This is a genomic window from Pseudomonas sp. Leaf15, assembly GCF_001421425.1.
In the GTDB taxonomy this organism is placed as follows: domain Bacteria; phylum Pseudomonadota; class Gammaproteobacteria; order Pseudomonadales; family Pseudomonadaceae; genus Aquipseudomonas; species Aquipseudomonas salomonii.
The window spans coordinates 14054-30818 of the sequence record NZ_LMKI01000016.1 but is presented as its reverse complement, the minus strand read 5'-3'; the positions used below and the strand labels follow the sequence as shown (position 1 = coordinate 30818).

The 16765-nt window shown below is 57.8% G+C and carries 15 protein-coding genes and 1 pseudogene; 7 read left to right on the top strand and 9 right to left on the bottom strand.

Annotated features, from left to right (window positions below):
* Positions 1-2 precede the first annotated feature (2 nt).
* Together ASE80_RS14615 and argE are read left to right on the top strand one after the other, a co-directional pair.
* Entirely contained in the window at positions 3-680 is a 678-nt protein-coding gene (locus ASE80_RS14615; protein WP_056859544.1) for a DUF1028 domain-containing protein, read from the top strand.
* On the top strand, positions 677-1822 hold the full coding sequence (gene argE / locus ASE80_RS14610) for an acetylornithine deacetylase (protein WP_056859543.1): 1146 nt from the start codon (positions 677-679) through the stop codon (positions 1820-1822). Before ASE80_RS14615 ends, argE begins: the two co-directional genes overlap by 4 nt.
* A 325-nt stretch (positions 1823-2147) precedes the next feature.
* On the opposite strand, the gene ASE80_RS14605 is transcribed toward argE, so the two are convergent.
* Complete coding sequence (locus tag ASE80_RS14605; RefSeq protein ID WP_010171799.1) at positions 2148-3059, bottom strand: LysR substrate-binding domain-containing protein; 912 nt, start codon at positions 3057-3059, stop codon at positions 2148-2150.
* 250 nt (positions 3060-3309) lie between these two features.
* On the opposite strand from ASE80_RS14605, the gene ASE80_RS14600 reads away from it, so the two are divergent.
* Positions 3310-4725, top strand: a complete 1416-nt coding sequence (locus tag ASE80_RS14600) for a purine-cytosine permease family protein (RefSeq protein WP_056859542.1) — start codon at positions 3310-3312, stop codon at positions 4723-4725.
* A 125-nt stretch (positions 4726-4850) separates the two neighbouring features.
* On the opposite strand, the gene ASE80_RS14595 is transcribed toward ASE80_RS14600, so the two are convergent.
* From ASE80_RS14595 to ASE80_RS14585, 3 genes are all read right to left on the bottom strand, one after another.
* Complete coding sequence (locus ASE80_RS14595) at positions 4851-5195, bottom strand: hypothetical protein (protein WP_056859541.1); 345 nt, start codon at positions 5193-5195, stop codon at positions 4851-4853.
* A gap of 305 nt (positions 5196-5500) precedes the next feature.
* Entirely contained in the window at positions 5501-7021 is a 1521-nt protein-coding gene (locus ASE80_RS14590; RefSeq protein ID WP_056859570.1) for a sensor domain-containing diguanylate cyclase, read from the bottom strand.
* A gap of 181 nt (positions 7022-7202) precedes the next feature.
* Positions 7203-8096 carry a LysR family transcriptional regulator gene (locus tag ASE80_RS14585; protein WP_177336523.1) on the bottom strand — a complete coding sequence of 298 codons (894 nt, stop codon included), beginning with the start codon at positions 8094-8096 and terminating at the stop codon, positions 7203-7205.
* A gap of 94 nt (positions 8097-8190) precedes the next feature.
* On the opposite strand from ASE80_RS14585, the gene ASE80_RS14580 reads away from it, so the two are divergent.
* On the top strand, positions 8191-9360 hold the full coding sequence (locus ASE80_RS14580) for an MFS transporter (protein WP_056859540.1): 1170 nt from the start codon (positions 8191-8193) through the stop codon (positions 9358-9360).
* Positions 9361-9511: 151 nt separating this feature from the next.
* On the opposite strand, the gene ASE80_RS14575 is transcribed toward ASE80_RS14580, so the two are convergent.
* On the bottom strand, positions 9512-10315 hold the full coding sequence (locus ASE80_RS14575) for a YnfC family lipoprotein (RefSeq protein WP_056859539.1): 804 nt from the start codon (positions 10313-10315) through the stop codon (positions 9512-9514).
* Positions 10316-10739: 424 nt separating this feature from the next.
* The gene (locus tag ASE80_RS14570) at positions 10740-11750 is read right to left on the bottom strand and encodes a zinc-dependent alcohol dehydrogenase family protein (protein ID WP_056859538.1); all 1011 of its coding nucleotides are present in this window, start codon (positions 11748-11750) and stop codon (positions 10740-10742) included.
* Between the two features lie 174 nt (positions 11751-11924).
* On the opposite strand from ASE80_RS14570, the gene ASE80_RS14565 reads away from it, so the two are divergent.
* Positions 11925-12839, top strand: coding sequence for a LysR family transcriptional regulator (locus ASE80_RS14565; protein WP_056859537.1), 915 nt, complete (start codon positions 11925-11927; stop codon positions 12837-12839).
* Between the two features lie 140 nt (positions 12840-12979).
* A complete protein-coding gene (locus ASE80_RS14560; RefSeq protein WP_056859536.1) occupies positions 12980-13711 on the top strand; it encodes a hypothetical protein in 732 nt (243 codons plus the stop codon).
* 185 nt (positions 13712-13896) lie between these two features.
* Here the strand turns inward: ASE80_RS14560 and ASE80_RS14555 are convergent, their stop codons facing one another.
* The 3 genes and pseudogenes from ASE80_RS14555 to ASE80_RS31850 form a co-directional block, all read right to left on the bottom strand.
* A complete protein-coding gene (locus ASE80_RS14555; protein WP_256598309.1) occupies positions 13897-14121 on the bottom strand; it encodes a DUF1203 domain-containing protein in 225 nt (74 codons plus the stop codon).
* 50 nt (positions 14122-14171) lie between these two features.
* Positions 14172-14876 carry a methyl-accepting chemotaxis protein gene (locus tag ASE80_RS31855; RefSeq protein WP_371920508.1) on the bottom strand — a complete coding sequence of 235 codons (705 nt, stop codon included), beginning with the start codon at positions 14874-14876 and terminating at the stop codon, positions 14172-14174.
* Between the two features lie 228 nt (positions 14877-15104).
* Positions 15105-15215, bottom strand: a pseudogene (locus ASE80_RS31850) (hypothetical protein); the annotation flags it as partial.
* A 953-nt stretch (positions 15216-16168) separates the two neighbouring features.
* On the opposite strand from ASE80_RS31850, the gene ASE80_RS14545 reads away from it, so the two are divergent.
* Positions 16169-16648, top strand: coding sequence for a hypothetical protein (locus tag ASE80_RS14545; protein ID WP_056859534.1), 480 nt, complete (start codon positions 16169-16171; stop codon positions 16646-16648).
* Positions 16649-16765 lie beyond the last annotated feature (117 nt).

The window sequence follows — 16765 nt, the reverse complement described above, 5'->3', positions numbered from 1 at the left end:
CCATGACCTTTTCAATCGTCGCCCGTTGCGCGGACACCGGCCAGCTCGGCATCGCCATCAGTTCCTCGAGCATCGCCGTGGGCGCCCGCTGCCCATGGCTGCGGCCCGGTGTGGGCGCAGTGTCGACCCAGAACATCACGTTGCCGGCCCTCGGCCCCGACGTGCTCGACCTGCTGGAACAAGGCCTCGACCCTGCGGCCGCCGTCGACAAGGCCCTGACGAGCAACGGCTACAGCCAATACCGGCAACTGACGGCGATTGATCATCTGGGCCGCAGCGTGCATTTCAGCGGCAGCGAAACCCTTGGCACCCACCATGCCGTGTCGGGCGAACAGTGTGTGGCGGCGGGCAATATGCTTGCCGACCGCGCGGTTATCGAGGCGATGGTGCACGCCTTCGAACACGGCGAAGGCCAGCTCGCCGATCGATTGCTGGCGGCGATGCACGCCGCCATCAACGCCGGTGGTGAAGCCGGGCCGGTGCATTCCGCTGCACTGGTGGTGGTGGGCGAACTGACCTGGCCGATCATCAACCTGCGCGTGGACTGGGCCGATGAACAGCCCATCGCCGAGCTGCAAAAGCTCTGGGACGCCTACCGCCCGCAAGTGCAGGACTACATCGACCGCGCCCTCGCCCCCGACCGATCACCGGGCTACGGCGTGGCCGGAGACGACCGATGAGCCGCAGCCGCGAACTGCTGCAGACGCTGGTGGGGTTCGATACCACCAGCCGCGAGTCCAACCTGCTGCTGATCGAATTTGTGCGCGATTACCTCGCAGGCTTCGGCGTGGCTTGCGAGTTGGTCTATAACGAGGAACGCAGCAAGGCCAACCTGTTCGCCAGCATTGGCCCGGTGCAATTGCCGGGCATTGTGCTGTCGGGGCACACCGACGTGGTGCCGGTGGACGGCCAACCGTGGACTGTGCCGCCGTTTGCGCTGACCGAGCGCGACGGCAAGCTGTTTGGCCGCGGCACGGCGGATATGAAGGGTTATATCGCCTGTGTGCTGGCGTTGGTGCCTGCTTTAGTGAAAGCCAACTTGCGTATCCCGGTGCATATCGCCCTGTCTTACGACGAAGAAGTCGGCTGCCTGGGCGTACGCTCGCTGCTCGCAGTGCTGGAGCAGCGGCCGGTCAAACCGATGCTGTGCATTATCGGCGAGCCGACCGAGCTGAAACCGGTGCTCGGCCACAAGGGCAAGCTGGCGATGCGTTGCGATGTGCATGGCGAGGCCTGCCACTCGGCGTATGCGCCGTATGGGGTGAATGCGATTGAGCATGCCGCCGAGTTGATTGGCGAGCTGGGGCGCATTGGCCAGCGCCTGCGCGAGCAGCAGGACCCGCGGTTTGACCCGCCGTTCAGCACGGTACAAACCGGCGTGATTACAGGCGGCAAGGCGTTGAATATCGTGCCGGCCGACTGCCGCTTTGATTTTGAAGTGCGCGCATTGCCGTCGATGGACCCCGGTGAAGTGGCTGAGGAGCTGCAGGCTTATGCCATGCAACAGGTGTTGCCGCGTATGCAGGCCGTGAGTAAACAGAGTGCGATTCGGTTTACCGAGTTGTCGGCGTATCCAGGCTTAGTCACCGACGAGCGCAGCCAGGCAGCGGAGTTGATTGCCGCGTTCAGTGGCTCGCGGGATTTCGGTACTGTGGCGTTTGGCACTGAAGGCGGGTTGTTTGATGCCGTGGGCATTCCCACGGTGGTATGCGGGCCGGGGAGCATGGACCAGGGGCATAAGCCGGATGAGTTTGTGAGTATTGAACAGTTGGCGGGTTGTGATGCCATGCTGGAGCGCATGCTCGACTCAATCCGCACCTGAGCCAGCTCTCCACCAAACACCACAGTTCAACTGTGGGAGCCGGGCTTGCCCGCGATGGCGGTGTATCAGATGGCCCATTCCTAGCTGGCCCACCGCTAACGCAGGCAAGCCAGCTCCCACATTTTTTGCCCTGTGTTCCAGTCCAGGCAACGCACAACCTGTGGACGATCGTTCCCACGCTCTGCGTGGGAATGCCGCCTGGGACGCTCCGCGTCCGGTCTTTAAGCCTCAGTGCAAGCGTGACGCGGAGCGTCACCGGATGCATGCCCACGCAGAGCGTGGGAACGATCTGTACAGGTGATTTTCAGTGTTTATCAGAAGGTATTCAGCCAAGGAGTCTTGCGAGTTCTTCGCGGCAGTAATCCACAAACAGCTGCACCGGCTTGGTCAACGGTGCCCGTCGCAACCAGACGGCGGATAATCCTGAACCGGTGACCGTTTCCGCCAACGGCACACACACCACTTTTTGCCCGTCGTAGGTGTACTCGGTAAACGGCTTGGTCACCAGAATCGAAAAGCCAAACCCGCGCCCGACCATGCCGCGTACCATCTCGATGGACGGCGAGCTGAACACGATATTCGGCGTCAACCCGCGCTCTTCAAAGATGCTCACGAAGTACGTCCGGCTCGGCAGCACATCCAGCAAAATCATCGGCTCCAGCACCAGGTCCGCCAGCGACACCTTGGCCTGTTGTGCAAAGCGGTGATCGGCCGGCAAAAGCGCATACGGCTGCTGCGGCGGCATCAACGGTGTGGTTTCGATGGTGCCGCCCAGGTCGTGCTCAAACAGCATCGCCACATCAATGCTGCCGGCCGTCAGCGCCTGCACCAGTTCTTGCTGCTCGCCGTCGCGAATGCGGATTTCCACCCCAGGCCACAGCGCCTTGAACCCCGCGATCAAGCGCGGCAAATACAAGGGCGCCACCGTCTCAAAGCAACCGATATCGATCTGCCCCGCCACCACGTCATTGTCGGCCAGGGCGTTTTGCTCGAACTCATGGGCCACCCGCAGCAACTCCAGCGCCTTGCGATAAAAGCGCGCGCCGCTGGGGGTGAGTGAAACGCCCTGGGCGTGATGGCGGATAAACAGCTGCACGCCAAAGCTGTCTTCCAGTTGTTTGATCGCGGTAGACACCGACGGCTGGGCGATATACAGCTTGCGCGATGCCTCGGCGACGCTGCCGCACTCGGCCGTGGTGACAAAATATCTGAGCTGGCGCAGGTTATAGGCAGCCATCGGGACCTCCAGAAACGTGGGACTTCGCCCCAAACAAGTGCGTAAAAATCGGCTTTTTCACACTGATTCAAGACCATGCAACATACCGGAGCAAAAAATCCGGTGAGCTATATTTTTTAAGGTCTATAGCAACAAACTTACTAATTTACCTCCCCGCGCCCATTGCAGATGATCACTCCAACAACAAAGCGCCGCCCACGCTGCGCACAGCGAAGTACGTCAACGTACTCACCTTGCCTTGGAGTTCGTCATGGTCACCACTGCAACATCCTCCGCCCCGCTTATCGAAAAACACACGATCGGATACGTGCCCCCCGAAGACCGCCATGGAAAGGTAAGAGACCTGTTCACCCTGTGGTTCGGCGGCAACATCGCGCCGTTGCCGATCGTGACCGGCGCACTGGGTGTGCAATTGTTCCACTTGAACCTGGTATGGGGCATCGTCGCCATCCTGGTGGGCCACCTGGTCGGCGGCGTGCTGATGGCGCTGCACTCGGCCCAGGGCCCGCAAATGGGCATCCCGCAAATGATCCAGAGCCGGGCGCAGTTCGGCTCCCTCGGCGCCCTGTTGGTGGTGGTGATCGCCGGCGTCATGTACATCGGCTTTTTCGCCTCCAACATCGTGCTGGCGGGTAAATCCCTGCATGGCGTGGTCGACAGCGTGCCCGTGCCCGTGGGCATCGTGATCGGCGCCATCGGCTCCGGCATCATCGGCATCATCGGTTACAGCTTTATCCACGTGCTCAACCGCATCGGCACCTGGGTGCTCGGCGCCGGTATCGTGCTGGGCTTCGGCTACATCTTCACGCACGTGCAGACCACCGATTTTCTGACCCGTGGCAGCTTCAATATCTCTGGCTGGCTGGCGACTGTGTCCCTGGCTGCGCTGTGGCAGATCGCCTTTGCGCCCTACGTGTCGGACTACTCCCGCTACCTGCCGGCCGACGTGCCGGTGGCGTCGACCTTCTGGACCACCTACCTCGGCTCGGCGCTCGGTTCCAGCCTGGCCTTTATCTTCGGCGCCGTCGCCGTGCTTGCCACCCCGGTGGGCATGGACACCATGGATGCGGTAAAACTCGCCACCGGCGCCATCGGCCCGTTGATGCTGGTGCTGTTCTTGCTCAGCGTGATCAGCCACAACGCCCTCAACCTCTACGGCGCCGTGTTGTCGATCATTACCCTGATCCAGACCTTCGCCTACCGCTGGATCCCCACCGCCAAGAGCCGTGCGGTGATCTCCACGCTGGTGCTGGCCGCCTGCGCCATCGCCGCCGTGTTCGCCTCCAAAGACTTTATCGGCCACTTCGTCGACATGGTGCTGGTGCTGCTGGTGGTGCTGGTGCCGTGGACGGCAATCAACCTGATCGACTTCTACGCGATTCACAAAGGCAAGTACGACATTGCCTCGATCTTCCGCGTGGATGGCGGCATCTACGGCAAGTACAACCCACAGGCGCTGCTGGCGTATGCGATCGGGATTGCAGTGCAGATTCCGTTTATGAACACGCCGCTGTATGTGGGGCCGATTTCCGAGCACATCAACGGGGCGGATTTGTCCTGGGTGGTGGGGCTGGTGGTGACGTCGCCGTTGTACTTCTGGCTGGCGAGTCGGGACAGCGCTTACAAGCGCCGGATGGACGGCGGGAGGCTGGTAAGCGGGGTTTGATACCGCCCCTCGGCTTAAGCCAAAAGTTCACATGCTGACAGGGTGCCAATACCGTCGCGGGTACGGCGGCATTGGCACCTTCAAGGGCGAATCAGCCCTCCCCTCGAATGAGGGCAGGGTTGCGCTTACGCCCAGTTACGCTGGCGTGAAAACCCTGCGTTGAACCCGGAATCCAGCTCGCCTGCGCCATACCCGGCTTTTTTATACAGGCCGGAAGCGTCGATCTCGCTGCGAGCGCCACGCTGACCGAAACCTGTGTTGAAGCCAGGGTCCAGCTCGCCTGCGCCATGCGCGGCTTTTTTGTACAGGCCGGTAGCGTCGATCTCGCTGCGAACGCCACGCTGGCCGAAACCTGAGTCGAAGCCAGGGTCCACGTCGTCTGCGGCCTTCTTGAACGTGTCATTGACGGTTCTGCTTGCCTCAAACTGAGGCAAGGTTATGCCTGAACTGAAACCATTGATTGAAGACATCGATACACCTCTTTGATAGCTGGAGAAAACCCGTCGCCGGATGGGATCCCGACAGGTCGTTTTCCAGATTACAGCGCGCGGATAAAGCCATTCAATCAGGGCCATTGGGGCAGATGTAACCGCTTGAAACCCAACTGGGCTGGACTCACAGCGTGTCTCGCGTGACTGTAGGCATAATCCTGAACCGCGGGTGGGAAAGCGGTTGCGACGGCCATAATCGCAGGCAAATCCGGGGGATTTACCCGTTAAAAGACAGGTGATGGTTGATCGGTTTTTAACGGCTACATAACTGGTAACGTAAAGTCTCACATGGGCCCTCGATCACCCGCCCCCGTCACACACTGGTTACGCCCCGCCGCCTTGGCGCTGTACAACGCCTGATCCGCCACCTCAACCAAGCCTTGCAAATCCTCCAGCTGAGCCCCTGTGGCCGTCGCAATGCCGATGCTCGCTGTCAGTCGCTCGAACGGGCTGGTGCTGTGCACGATGTGCGCTTGCTTCAGCCGATCGAGAATCAGCTGGGCCACCACGGCGGCGCCGTCACTGTCGGTGTCCGGCATGATGATGCCCATCTCCTCGCCACCATAGCGCGCCACCAGGTCTGACGGCCGCCGTACGCACGCCTCGAAGATTCTGCCCACCGTCTGCAGGCATGCGTCCCCTGCCACATGCCCGTAGGCGTCGTTGAAGCGCTTGAAGTAGTCGATATCGATCATCAGCAATGCCAGCGTCGTGCCCTCCCGCTTGGTGCGCAGCGCCTCCCTGGCGAGGCTCTCATCAAAGCAGCGACGGTTTGCCAGACCCGTGAGGGCATCCTTCATCGCCAGCAACTCAAGCTGCCTGTTGGAGGTGAGCAACTGCTGCTGAGTTTCACGCAACTGGTCTTCCGCCTCGGTGCGCCGACGGATATCCAGGATCAAAAACCAGCCGATAAGGCCGGTAAGGCCCAGCAGCCCCGCCACCACCACCGCCGACAACAGTGCCTCGGTGCGCCACGCGGCAAGGGCTTCGCGCTTGCCCAGCGCCACCGTGGTGATCAGCGGCAGCCGGTCACTCTGGCGGAACGCGTAGAGCCGCTCCACGCCGTCCAGGCTGGAGGTAAACGACGCAGTGCCGACCGACTGATCAACCAGGTACTTGGCATAGATGGGTGACGTGGAAAAGTTGCGCCCCATGTCCTGTTCGCGAAACGGATAACGCGCCAGCAACGTACCGTCGGTATGCGACAAGCCAATTGCGCCGTCCTGCCCGACATCGATCTTGCCGAACAAGCGCAGGAAGTTTTCGATGCCTAAGGTCACCGCCACAACACCGGCAAAACCACCCTGCGCATCATTGAAACGCCGGCTGATGGTCATCACCCATTCCTGATTCGACCGGCTGACAATCGGCGGGCCGATAAAGATTTCGCGGGAAGGATCGTCACGGTGATGGATGAAATAGGCACGATCAGTGCTGTTGGCGCCCGCAGGAATCGGTCGGTTGGAGGACATCAACCAGTGCCCCTGTTGATCGTAGATCGTGACACCACTGAGTTGTGGCATCAGCGGCTGCTGGCGGTTGATCAACGTACTCAGCCGTTGAATCTGCGCCGGCCCGCTGCCTTCGGTTTCCAGACGCTCGACCAGCCCGAGCAACAGCAACGCGCTTTGGCGCACGATGCCTTCGGAATAAGTCGACAGCGCCTGGGTAAGGTTCAGGCCATGGACGTCCACCTCCTGCAGGGCGCGATCTCGAGAGGCAAATACCTTCCAGACCGTCAATGACCCCAGGGAGCAACCGATAACAGCCAGCAAAAGCACAACCAGGTGGGTATCACGCTTCACATTGCTACCTTTGGCAAGCAGGGTTTTCCATAACAGCGGACAGTGGACCTGGGCACCGGCGGCAGCCATTCGCCCTTATTCGCGGGCAAGGATACAAGCAGTTACAAGCCTTCGCAGCAACAGATTATGCGCACGAGAACGGTTCATATTGCCGCGCCTCACGGTGGCCCCACGCAGACGCTTACAACTGATGATGTTCGAGCAAAAAGTCCACAAACAAGCGCACCCGCGCCGGCATCGTCGCGCCGCCGACGAACACCGCGTGAATCGGCTCAACGTCGCCGGGGTTCCAGGCTTGCAGCAGCGGTATCAGCTCGCCACGCCGCAGGTCTTCGCTGACGGTGAACTCGCCGATACGCGCAATACCGGCCCCCACACGCGCAAGCTGTGCCAGCGCTTCACCACTGCTGCATTCGATGTTGCCGCTGACCTTGAGGGAAAACCCCTGGCCGTCGCGCATAAACGGCCAGTGGGGTTCGGCACGCCGAAAGTTGAAGCGCAGGCAATTGTGCCGCAGCAGGTCCTCGGGTTGCTGCGGGGTGCCGTGGCGCTGCAGGTACTCGGGCGAGGCCACCACCACCTGGCCGGTTTCGCCGAGCCTGCGCGCGGTCAGCGGGCTGTCGGGCAGAAGGCCAAAACGTATCGCCACATCGGCCTGGCCGCCGAGGATATCGACCACTTCGTCGCCCAGGGTCAGGTCGACCACGATGTTCGGGTAGCGCGCACTGAAGGCGGCCACCAAGGGCACGATCGTCATACGCCCGTGGCCCAGGGCGGCACTGACCCGCAACCGGCCCCTTGGCACGCCCTGGTCGGCAATCGCCTCTTCCACCTCGTCCATGTCGGCCAGGATACGCCGGGCACCGCGCAGGAACGCCTCGCCCTCGGCGGTAAAGGTGATCGCGCGGGTGGTGCGCAACAGCAGCCGCGTGCCAAGGCGCTGTTCGGCACGCGCGATGATCCGGCTGACCGCCGACGGCGTAAGCCCCAACGCCCGCGCCGCCGCCGACAGGCTGCCCTCCTGCGCCACGCTGGCGAACACCAACATCTCACCCGACCTGCCGTTGAAGTCCATTTGTGCCCCTTGCGCAAAGGTGATTGGCAAAAACGCCATCTACCGCCTTCAAAGGCTGGATCGTAGCATTGGCGGCATAGATAAGGAGCTTTCCATGCGTATCAATCCACCTCTCATTGCGCTCGCCATGGGTGCCTTCGGCATCGGCGTCACCGAGTTCGCCCCCATGGGCATGTTGCCGGGCATCGCTGCCGACCTCGGCGTCTCGATTCCCGCCGCCGGCCTGCTGGTCAGTGCTTACGCCATGGGCGTGCTGCTCGGCGCGCCACTGATGACCCTCACTACCGGCAAGATCCCCCGGCGCTACCTGCTGATCGGGCTGATGGCGATTTTCACCCTGGGCAACCTGATGTCTGCCCTGGCCACCGACTACTACAGCCTGATGATCGCCAGGGTCGTGACCTCACTGAACCACGGCGCGTTCTTTGGCGTGGGCTCCGTGGTCGCCGCCAGCGTGGTCGCCCCGGAGAAACGCGCCGGCGCGGTGGCCGCGATGTTTATGGGCCTCACCCTCGCGACCATCGGCGGCGTACCACTGGCCGCCTGGTTCGGCGAACTGTTCGGCTGGCGCACCGCCTTCTGGGGCATTACCGGTCTCGGCGTCATCGCCATGGCCGCGCTGTGGTTCGCCCTGCCCAACCTCAAGGCGCCGCCACATGTCAGCGTGATGGCCGAAATCCGCGTACTGGGCCGTGGCCCGGTGCTCGGCGCACTGGCCCTCACCGTCATCGGCTCGGGCGCCATGTTCACCGTCTTCACCTACATCGCGCCCATCCTCAGCAGCGAAACCCACGCCTCCACCACTTACATAACCGCCATGCTCGTGCTGTTCGGCGTGGGCCTGACACTCGGCAACCTGTGGGGCGGCAAGGCTGCGGATCGCTCGATAGATCGCACCTTGATCGTATCGCTGAGCGTGCTGATTGTGGTGTTGCTGGCGTTCACCGTGCTGATGCGCTGGCCGTTGCCGGCGGCGGTGGCCATCTTGATATGGGGCGTGGCCAGTTTTGCCCTGGTGCCGCCGTTGCAGATGCGGGTGATGGAAGCGGCTAAGGACGCGCCTAACCTGGCGTCAGCGGTGAATATCGGGGCGTTTAATTTTGGCAATGCGATTGGTGCGGCGTTGGGCGGTGTGGTGATTAATGCGGGCTGGGGCTATCCGGCAATTTCGCTGGCGGGGGCTGGGATGGCGGGGTTGGGGTTGTTGATGGTGGTGGGGTTTGCTTGGCGGTCGAGGGTTAAGGGACTGTTAGCCATCAATTAGGCGTGACAGCCAGCGCTCCAGAGTGTGCCAAAACGGACGCCGAGGAGCATCCTGTCCAGCTAGAGCAGCATCGGGGTCAGACCCTTGGGAGTCCTCAGGGTTTGACCCCGATTTCTGACCCCGATTTCCCAGCGAGATAAAAGCTGAAAGATCAATAATAGTTGTTTTCGTACATGTATTTTATATTTTTATTTTCAGAATTTATATTACGAGTAACGTCACAATACGATGGATTTCTATTTGCGTCAAAGTCAAAGCATGACGCCTCTTCATTTGCTGAACTGCCACCCATGCGAACAGAGGTTACAATCCCCGTCGTGGTATTTTTACTTTTTAGATACTCTAATTTCTGCACATATTCATAGGGTGCATATTGAGTGACTTCAATGAGCTCATTTTTAGAGTTAAATTTAAAGCTTTTTACAATCTCTCCATTTTTCCTCACCTCGGATATCAAATTACTTTCATAGATATACTCTTCATTGGTTTTTATATTTTTCACTATCTTGCAATCAGCATCAAGATCATAATATTCCTCTTCAGCCTTCCCGTGAAACGAGGTCATTTTGTTTTTTATTTTTTTTAAGTTTACAGAAGCCTTTCCAGCATATGTATTTTGCAATTTCATGGACTCAATGCATCCATTGGCACCAAAAGAAACAAAGTATTCTTTCGTGACTTTTCCATCCTCAACATATTTAATAAGTTGAAGGCTATCTTTAACATTCCCATGCATAGGTTCAAATCCAATCAAGGCTGCATAGGATGCTATTGCATCGGAATATTCTTTTTCAGTCGATGCATCCTGGCTACCAACAGCTGCAGTAGTTGCAAAAACACTCAATAGAATTAAAAGAAAACTCCCGATATGGTTAAAGGTCTTGAAAGGCAGCCTTGGATTGCTATTGGGATCGTTCACTTTCATCAGGTTGGGTTCAGTTCTACTATCGATCATTTGCAAAGTCCTTTTTTTTGCGGCTAGAGCACTCGATTATTATTTGTAACGACCTGCACCAGGTTCCGAAATAGACAGAGTCATGGATGCGCCTCGATTTACGGAAATATTTTCTTCTGGCATATCGATTTCCTTTTTCAAACTGAGAACAAAAACAAGAGCCAGAACAAGCTTATTTGAATGAAAGTCTTCTGACTAGTCAATGATCGCCCTCCTGTATCTACGACGCGTTAGAGGACACAAGCCAACACACAGAAAAACTGTTTATAAACACAGCCTTCGCAACGAGAAAACACCCGCTAACGCAAAACACGCCGACAGGTGGCGATGAATTCTATTGGCCATCATTGGAAGTAGTCAGCCAATTTGGGAATGCTTGTGCTGCGATAGGCGAAAAAGGCGCCATATCGGCGCCTTAACGTAATCAAGCGATTTTGATCACCACCTTTCCAAAAGCTCCCCTCGCCAGATGCTCATAAGCTTCCCGTGCTTTCTCGAACGGGTATACCTGATCGATTACGGGATGGATCTTGTGTTCGTTGAGGAATGCGTTCATGCGGTCGAATGATGAGCGTGGCGCCACGGCGATGCCGCGGATAGTCGTCTGACGGAAAATGAGCGGCATCAGATTGAGTTCAACGGTTTGCCCTGTCAAAAAGCCGATCTGCGCAATACGCCCCGATGCCTTGGTCGCTGCGACCGATTGATTGATGCCGCTGCCGCCGGCGACATCGAGCAGCAGATCCACGCCCTTGCCTTCGGTCAGCTTCAGCACCTCGTCCGCCCATTTCGGGGTCGTTCTGTAGTTGATACCCGCCACGGCGCCCAGCGCCTTCACGGCTTGCAAATTCTGGTCGCTGCTCGACGTCGCAATGACCTTTGCGCCAAGCGCAGTTGCGATCTGCACGGCAAATATGGACACGCCTCCGGTGCCCTGAACCAACACGGTCTGGCCCGGCTGAATGTGTCCAAAGTCCACCAGCGAATACCAGGCCGTGAGCGCAGCAATCGGAAGCGTTGCCGCCTCTTCGTCGCTCATGTTGTCAGGTGCGCCGACGGCGCTGTCTTCATGGATGATCATGTATTCGGCTAAACCGCCGGGCAACGGCGAACCGAAGCAGTAATCGGGTTCGTTCGGCCCTGGCTCGCCATCCAGCCAACGTGAGTAGAGATGCGAGTTGACGCGGTCACCGACTTTAAAACGTGTGACGTCATCACCGACCGCTGCCACGGTGCCGGACGCATCGCTCACTGGGATCAGTGGTTTGGGCACCTTGTGCGGCTCATAAATGCCGTCGACGATAGCCTTGTCGCGAAAGTTGAGCGAGACGGCACCGACCTTGACCAGTAACTCGCCGGCCTTGGGGTGCGGGGTCGCCACCTCTCCCACTTGCAGGTTGTCGAGGCCGAAATCTTTTAATAACCAAGCTTTCATTGCGAATCTCCCAATACACGTCAATGGCCACAAACCAGGATCGGTTCGGCCTTGCGTGCATTTTTTGCTTTTGAGGGCGAGCAATAAATGCGTGGAAAAAGACATGATTGTTCTATCCTTGGACAACAATCATATTCAACTGGGTTATTCAGCCGGGGTTGATAGGAAAGCGTCATGGAATTGCTTCAATCGATGCGACTGTTCGCCAGGCTTGCCGAACTCGGCAGCTTTACCAAAGCCGCCGAATCGCTGGACATCGGGCGACCTCAGGTCACTCGGTCTATCCAGGAGTTGGAGGCGTCATTGGGCGTGCGCCTGTTCCAGCGCACCACTAGAAAGGTGGCACTCACCGCCGAGGGTGAGCGTTTTTATGAGCGGGTACAGGAAATTCTGGCGGGTATTTCTGCTGCGACGTCGATGTTCGACCGCTCCGGGGCAACGCTTGCAGGCCGACTTCGCGTCGATATCCCGACCGCTTTCGCGCAAATGGAATTCATCAAGAGCCTTAAAGAATTCACTGGCGCCTACCCTGGTATAAACATGATTCTTGGCGTGACGGACCGGGCTGTCGACTTGGTCGGTGAAGGCATTGACTGTGCGTTGCGTATTGGCGATCTACCGGATTCAACGCTGATCGCTCGCCCTATCGCGATGGCGACCATGGTCACCTGTGCCGCGCCCGAATATCTGCGGGAGCATGGCGAACCAAAGACACTCGACGATCTGGCCGCTCATCGAGGCGTCAACTTCTTGTCCGGTCAGAGCAACAGGACATTACCTTGGCATTTCTCGGTAAAGGGTCAGGATCGAGCGTTTGTCAGTAATGCCGGCATCACCGTCACCGAATCGAATGCGTACGTTCAGTGCGGCGTATCGGGTTTCGGAATAATCCAGGCGCCGGGGATCGCCGTAGCAGAGCATTTGGACAGTCGTGGTTTAGTCGAAATTCTAAGGTCCTATCGGCCAGCCCCTCGCCCGGTGTCGTTGCTGTACCCCAGCCGGACGCATCTGGCGCCACAGGTTCAAGTGTTTATTGAGTGGCTGCAAGAGCGCTTTCCGCAGCTTCATTCTGACTGGCTGGAACCGTAGCGATCATTGAACCGGTTGTGTAAACGTCCGGTAGGAGTCCAAAGCTGCCCCTTACGAACGAATGCTTTCGGCCAATAGCACTCACTTAAGTATCGACTATGCTTGGGGCGATTCAGCCCTGTACCTGAAGGATCTAAACAATGGGGTACCTTGTCGTTGCTCACGCGATGAATGTGATGCCGGAGCTAGAGCCACTTTCTACTTTGCCGATGAGCATTGGGTGGTCATTGCACCAGGATGAAAGCGCCACGTCGTTCTACTTAGACACGTTCAAGGCTGGCGAAGAACGGAAATGGCCCTTTACATCGATGCCACCCACCAAGGATGTACCACTTGAGCTCCCTCAAGAATTGGCAGCTTTATCGCGAATATACAAAGTGCTTAAGGATGCTCAGCTTGCTGACTACTTCAAGAGAGCATTCCTGAATGTAAATTTAGCGCTAAGTAAAAGCCTTCAATTACCCGTTTGCAGCTTTTGCACGGATGACGATGGGCTGGATTTTGTGTGTGTATCGTCGAATGGTGAACTGCAAAAGCTGCGTTGCGTTTGCGGTGATCTGGATATCACCTATGAACTTGGGACAGTCATCATCCAGCCGCTTCTGATAGATGGCGTTGAAGGCACCGACGCAAGTAGTCTGCATGACCCAGAGAATGGCATTCACGTCTTGAGTCGGAATATAGGGCCTTCGTCGTTACTTCATGCAGTGGCTTCAGCAGAAACCACTCGCTTTCTACAAGCAGAAAGCCCCCCTCTGGGTCTGGGTAGCTTCGAAGGTATGGAGGTCGCTCCGATAACGATTGCAGGTTCTAAGATCGCCTCGCTAGCGCCTAAGGTGGTTGCTCAGAAGGCGTGGTGGAAGCGGTGGTAGTCGTATCGACGCCTTCGGTGAAATGTAGTCAATTATCAGCATCGGAAAATTGGTGCCGATAATGGGGTGCCAAGGCTCGAAAATTGGCCGGAAGCGGTCTGTCATGAGCGGCTACTGTCGGCCAATAGCGGAAAATAGGTGACCAGAAAAGTCGAAAGAGGAACGAGCCACCAGGACTGCGGCGACTACGCCCTATCTATTCGCCCGGAGTAGCAACCCTGCTTGGCATTGTGAACGTGAATGTAACTAATCTCTGAATCGGCAAACATCCGAGTAACAACAGGTTCTATTGCTATTCCATCAACGACGTCGGCATTGAGCATCATCCCATCATCAGTGAATGCACGAAGTGATAGCAGACGGATTCGCATAGACTCGGGTATCTGATCGACTGCGTCATAAGCTTGCATAAAACGGGGTCAGACCCTCAGGAATTCCTCAGGGTCTGCCCCCGATTTCCTCAAGCACTCAGGCGTGCCGTCACTTCATTCAACTGCCCTGATAACCCGTGAAGGTTGCGGCTTGCAGCTTCGGTACGCTGCATGTTGTCCAGGTTGGTACTGGCAATCGTGGTGATTTCGGTGAGGTTGCGCGAGATGTCTTCCGCTACCGAGGTTTGCTCTTCGGCGGCAGTGGCAATCTGGCGGTTCATGTCGCGAATGGCTTCCACGGCATGGGTGATGCGCTCCAGCATGGCGCCGGCTTCATTCACTTGCGCGACACTTTCCTCACTGCGCGACTGGCCACTTTCAATAGCATGAGCCGCGTCCACCGCGCCGGTTTGCACCGTTTGGATGATCTGGTTGATTTCGATGATCGACGCTGCCGTGCGCTGGGCCAGGCTACGCACTTCGTCAGCCACGACCGCAAAACCGCGTCCGGCTTCACCAGCACGTGCCGCTTCGATCGCCGCGTTCAGCGCCAGCAAATTAGTTTGCTCGGCGATGCCGCGAATCACTTCCAGCACCTTGCCGATACGGCCACTGTCGGTTTCAAGGCGACGGATGACCGTGGCGGTGTTGGCGATCTCGCTACGCATCCGGGTGATCGTGTGAATGGTGCCCTGCATGACTTTTTCGCCCTGCTGCGCGGATTGGTCGGCATCATCGGCGGCGCGTGCGGCATCGGCTGCGTGACGAGCAACTTCCTGGGCGGTGGCGGACATTTCGTTCATCGCCGTAGCCACCTGATCGGTACGGTTGAACTGCTCGTTGGTGCCGCTGGCCATGAGAACGGCGATGGCGTTTAACTCACCACTTGCGCTGTCCAGATCCTTGGCGCTGCGCTGCAAACGGTTGAAGGTTTCAGCGAGAAAGTCGCGCAACTTGTTGGCGGCCATGGCCAGTTTGCCCAACTCGTCTTCTCGGCTGCTGGCCACGCGTTCGGCAAACTTGCCTTGGCTCAGTTGCGCCACGTAGTCGATCAGCTTGCGGATGGGGTCAACCAGGTTGCGGTTGATCAGCCAAAGGCTCAACAAGCCGATCAACAACCCCGAGGCGAGCATAACGATAATCCCCAGCATCACCGTGCGCTTGGCAGCGGCGCTGATCAGCGTGGATTGCTCGGTGCCCTGCTTGCGCAAGTCGCCGACAAGCTCGCTCATCTGATCGCTGGTGGCACGGTCCACTCCTTTGACGGCGGCGTCGCCTGCGGTGGGGTCTGCACCCGCGGCGATATAGGCATCGCGACCTTTCTGGTAAGCGCTGCCCAACTGACGGTGTTCGTCACGCAGGCGTTCGATACGGGTCTTGAGTTGGCCGTCCAGGCCTTTCTGGTTAGCCAATTCGCCAAGGATGCCCTGTACGTCGCGCTGACGGTCTTCGAATTGCTTCCAATATTTATCCAGGTCCGCCGGCTGCTTGCCCCGCAGCAATACGTTTTTCCATTCCTGAACCTGCACCTTGAATTGCAGGTTGGCCTCGTCGATCAATTGCGAAGTGTGCAACGGACCTTCGATCAGGTTGGCGTAGTTTTGCACGCCGCTGGACAGGAAATGAAAGCATGACAAAGCAATCAGCAGCATCGCCAACAGGCTGCCGCTCAACAACGCGAGGATTTGGGCTCTTAGGGATTTTTGCAGCATCGGATGATACTCATGACAGGAATGAGGTGCGCCTGATTGGGCGCGAAAGACGTCCAAACATCCCTGTCTGCGGTTCCGGTTCGTGGCCGGAGCCGCGCAAGCTAACACCTGCGTCATCGGCGTGCCAGAGCGGTTCTTGAGATGAGTCCGACAGTCGGTGCCTTATAAAAATTCTCGGTTATCATCCTCCTTGGGATTTTTCAGGGGCTGGTCCTGATTTGCGCTTTGGGGATAAGAATGATGAGAGCCATGGCGACTACACGCACGTGCCGCCCCACAAAATGAGCATTACGGAAAACATGCCTGTGCCCGACTGCGACAACGCGTCGCTCTCGCACTCTGTTTTACCCCCTATTTCTTCACAAGGCTTCCCTATGTCATTCGTAACCGTAGTGCTGCTCGACTCCTGGCCACAGCCAAGTACATCGCCCGAACCCGTTGTGTTTGCCACGGACACGCAGCTATGTTTACGGTATTGCACCGCAGAGGAAGAAATAGCCGTAATCCATTTCCCCCTGGTTAAAAAAATTCAGTTCGGCTCACCAAACGACGAGGCTTTGGGCGGCCATCCGCTTATTAGACTTGGCATCAAGCCTTATCAAATTCATCGAATAGATAATTCGCCCTGGCTAGCAGAGCTTGAGCAAAGAAACGCCATTCATCCGCGACACGATAAGCAACGGTTTCTAAAAGATGCCATCCATTATGTCTTTACGTTTCAGGACTCTACACTGGAATGCATCGTAATTGAGGGGCAGTTCTGGCATCCAAAAGTACAAATATTTACCTCGGAGCAGAAGGCACAAGATGCCTGGCGCGAACTGATAAACGACGTGGACGCATGGTCCCAATAGTCACGAGTGGATGATCGCTTTGGGTCGTATTGAGTCTTTCGCGACGGACAGTAAAACGGGGTCAGACCCTCAGGGATTCCTGACCCCGATTTCCTCCCGGAGGCGACAGAGAGCCGC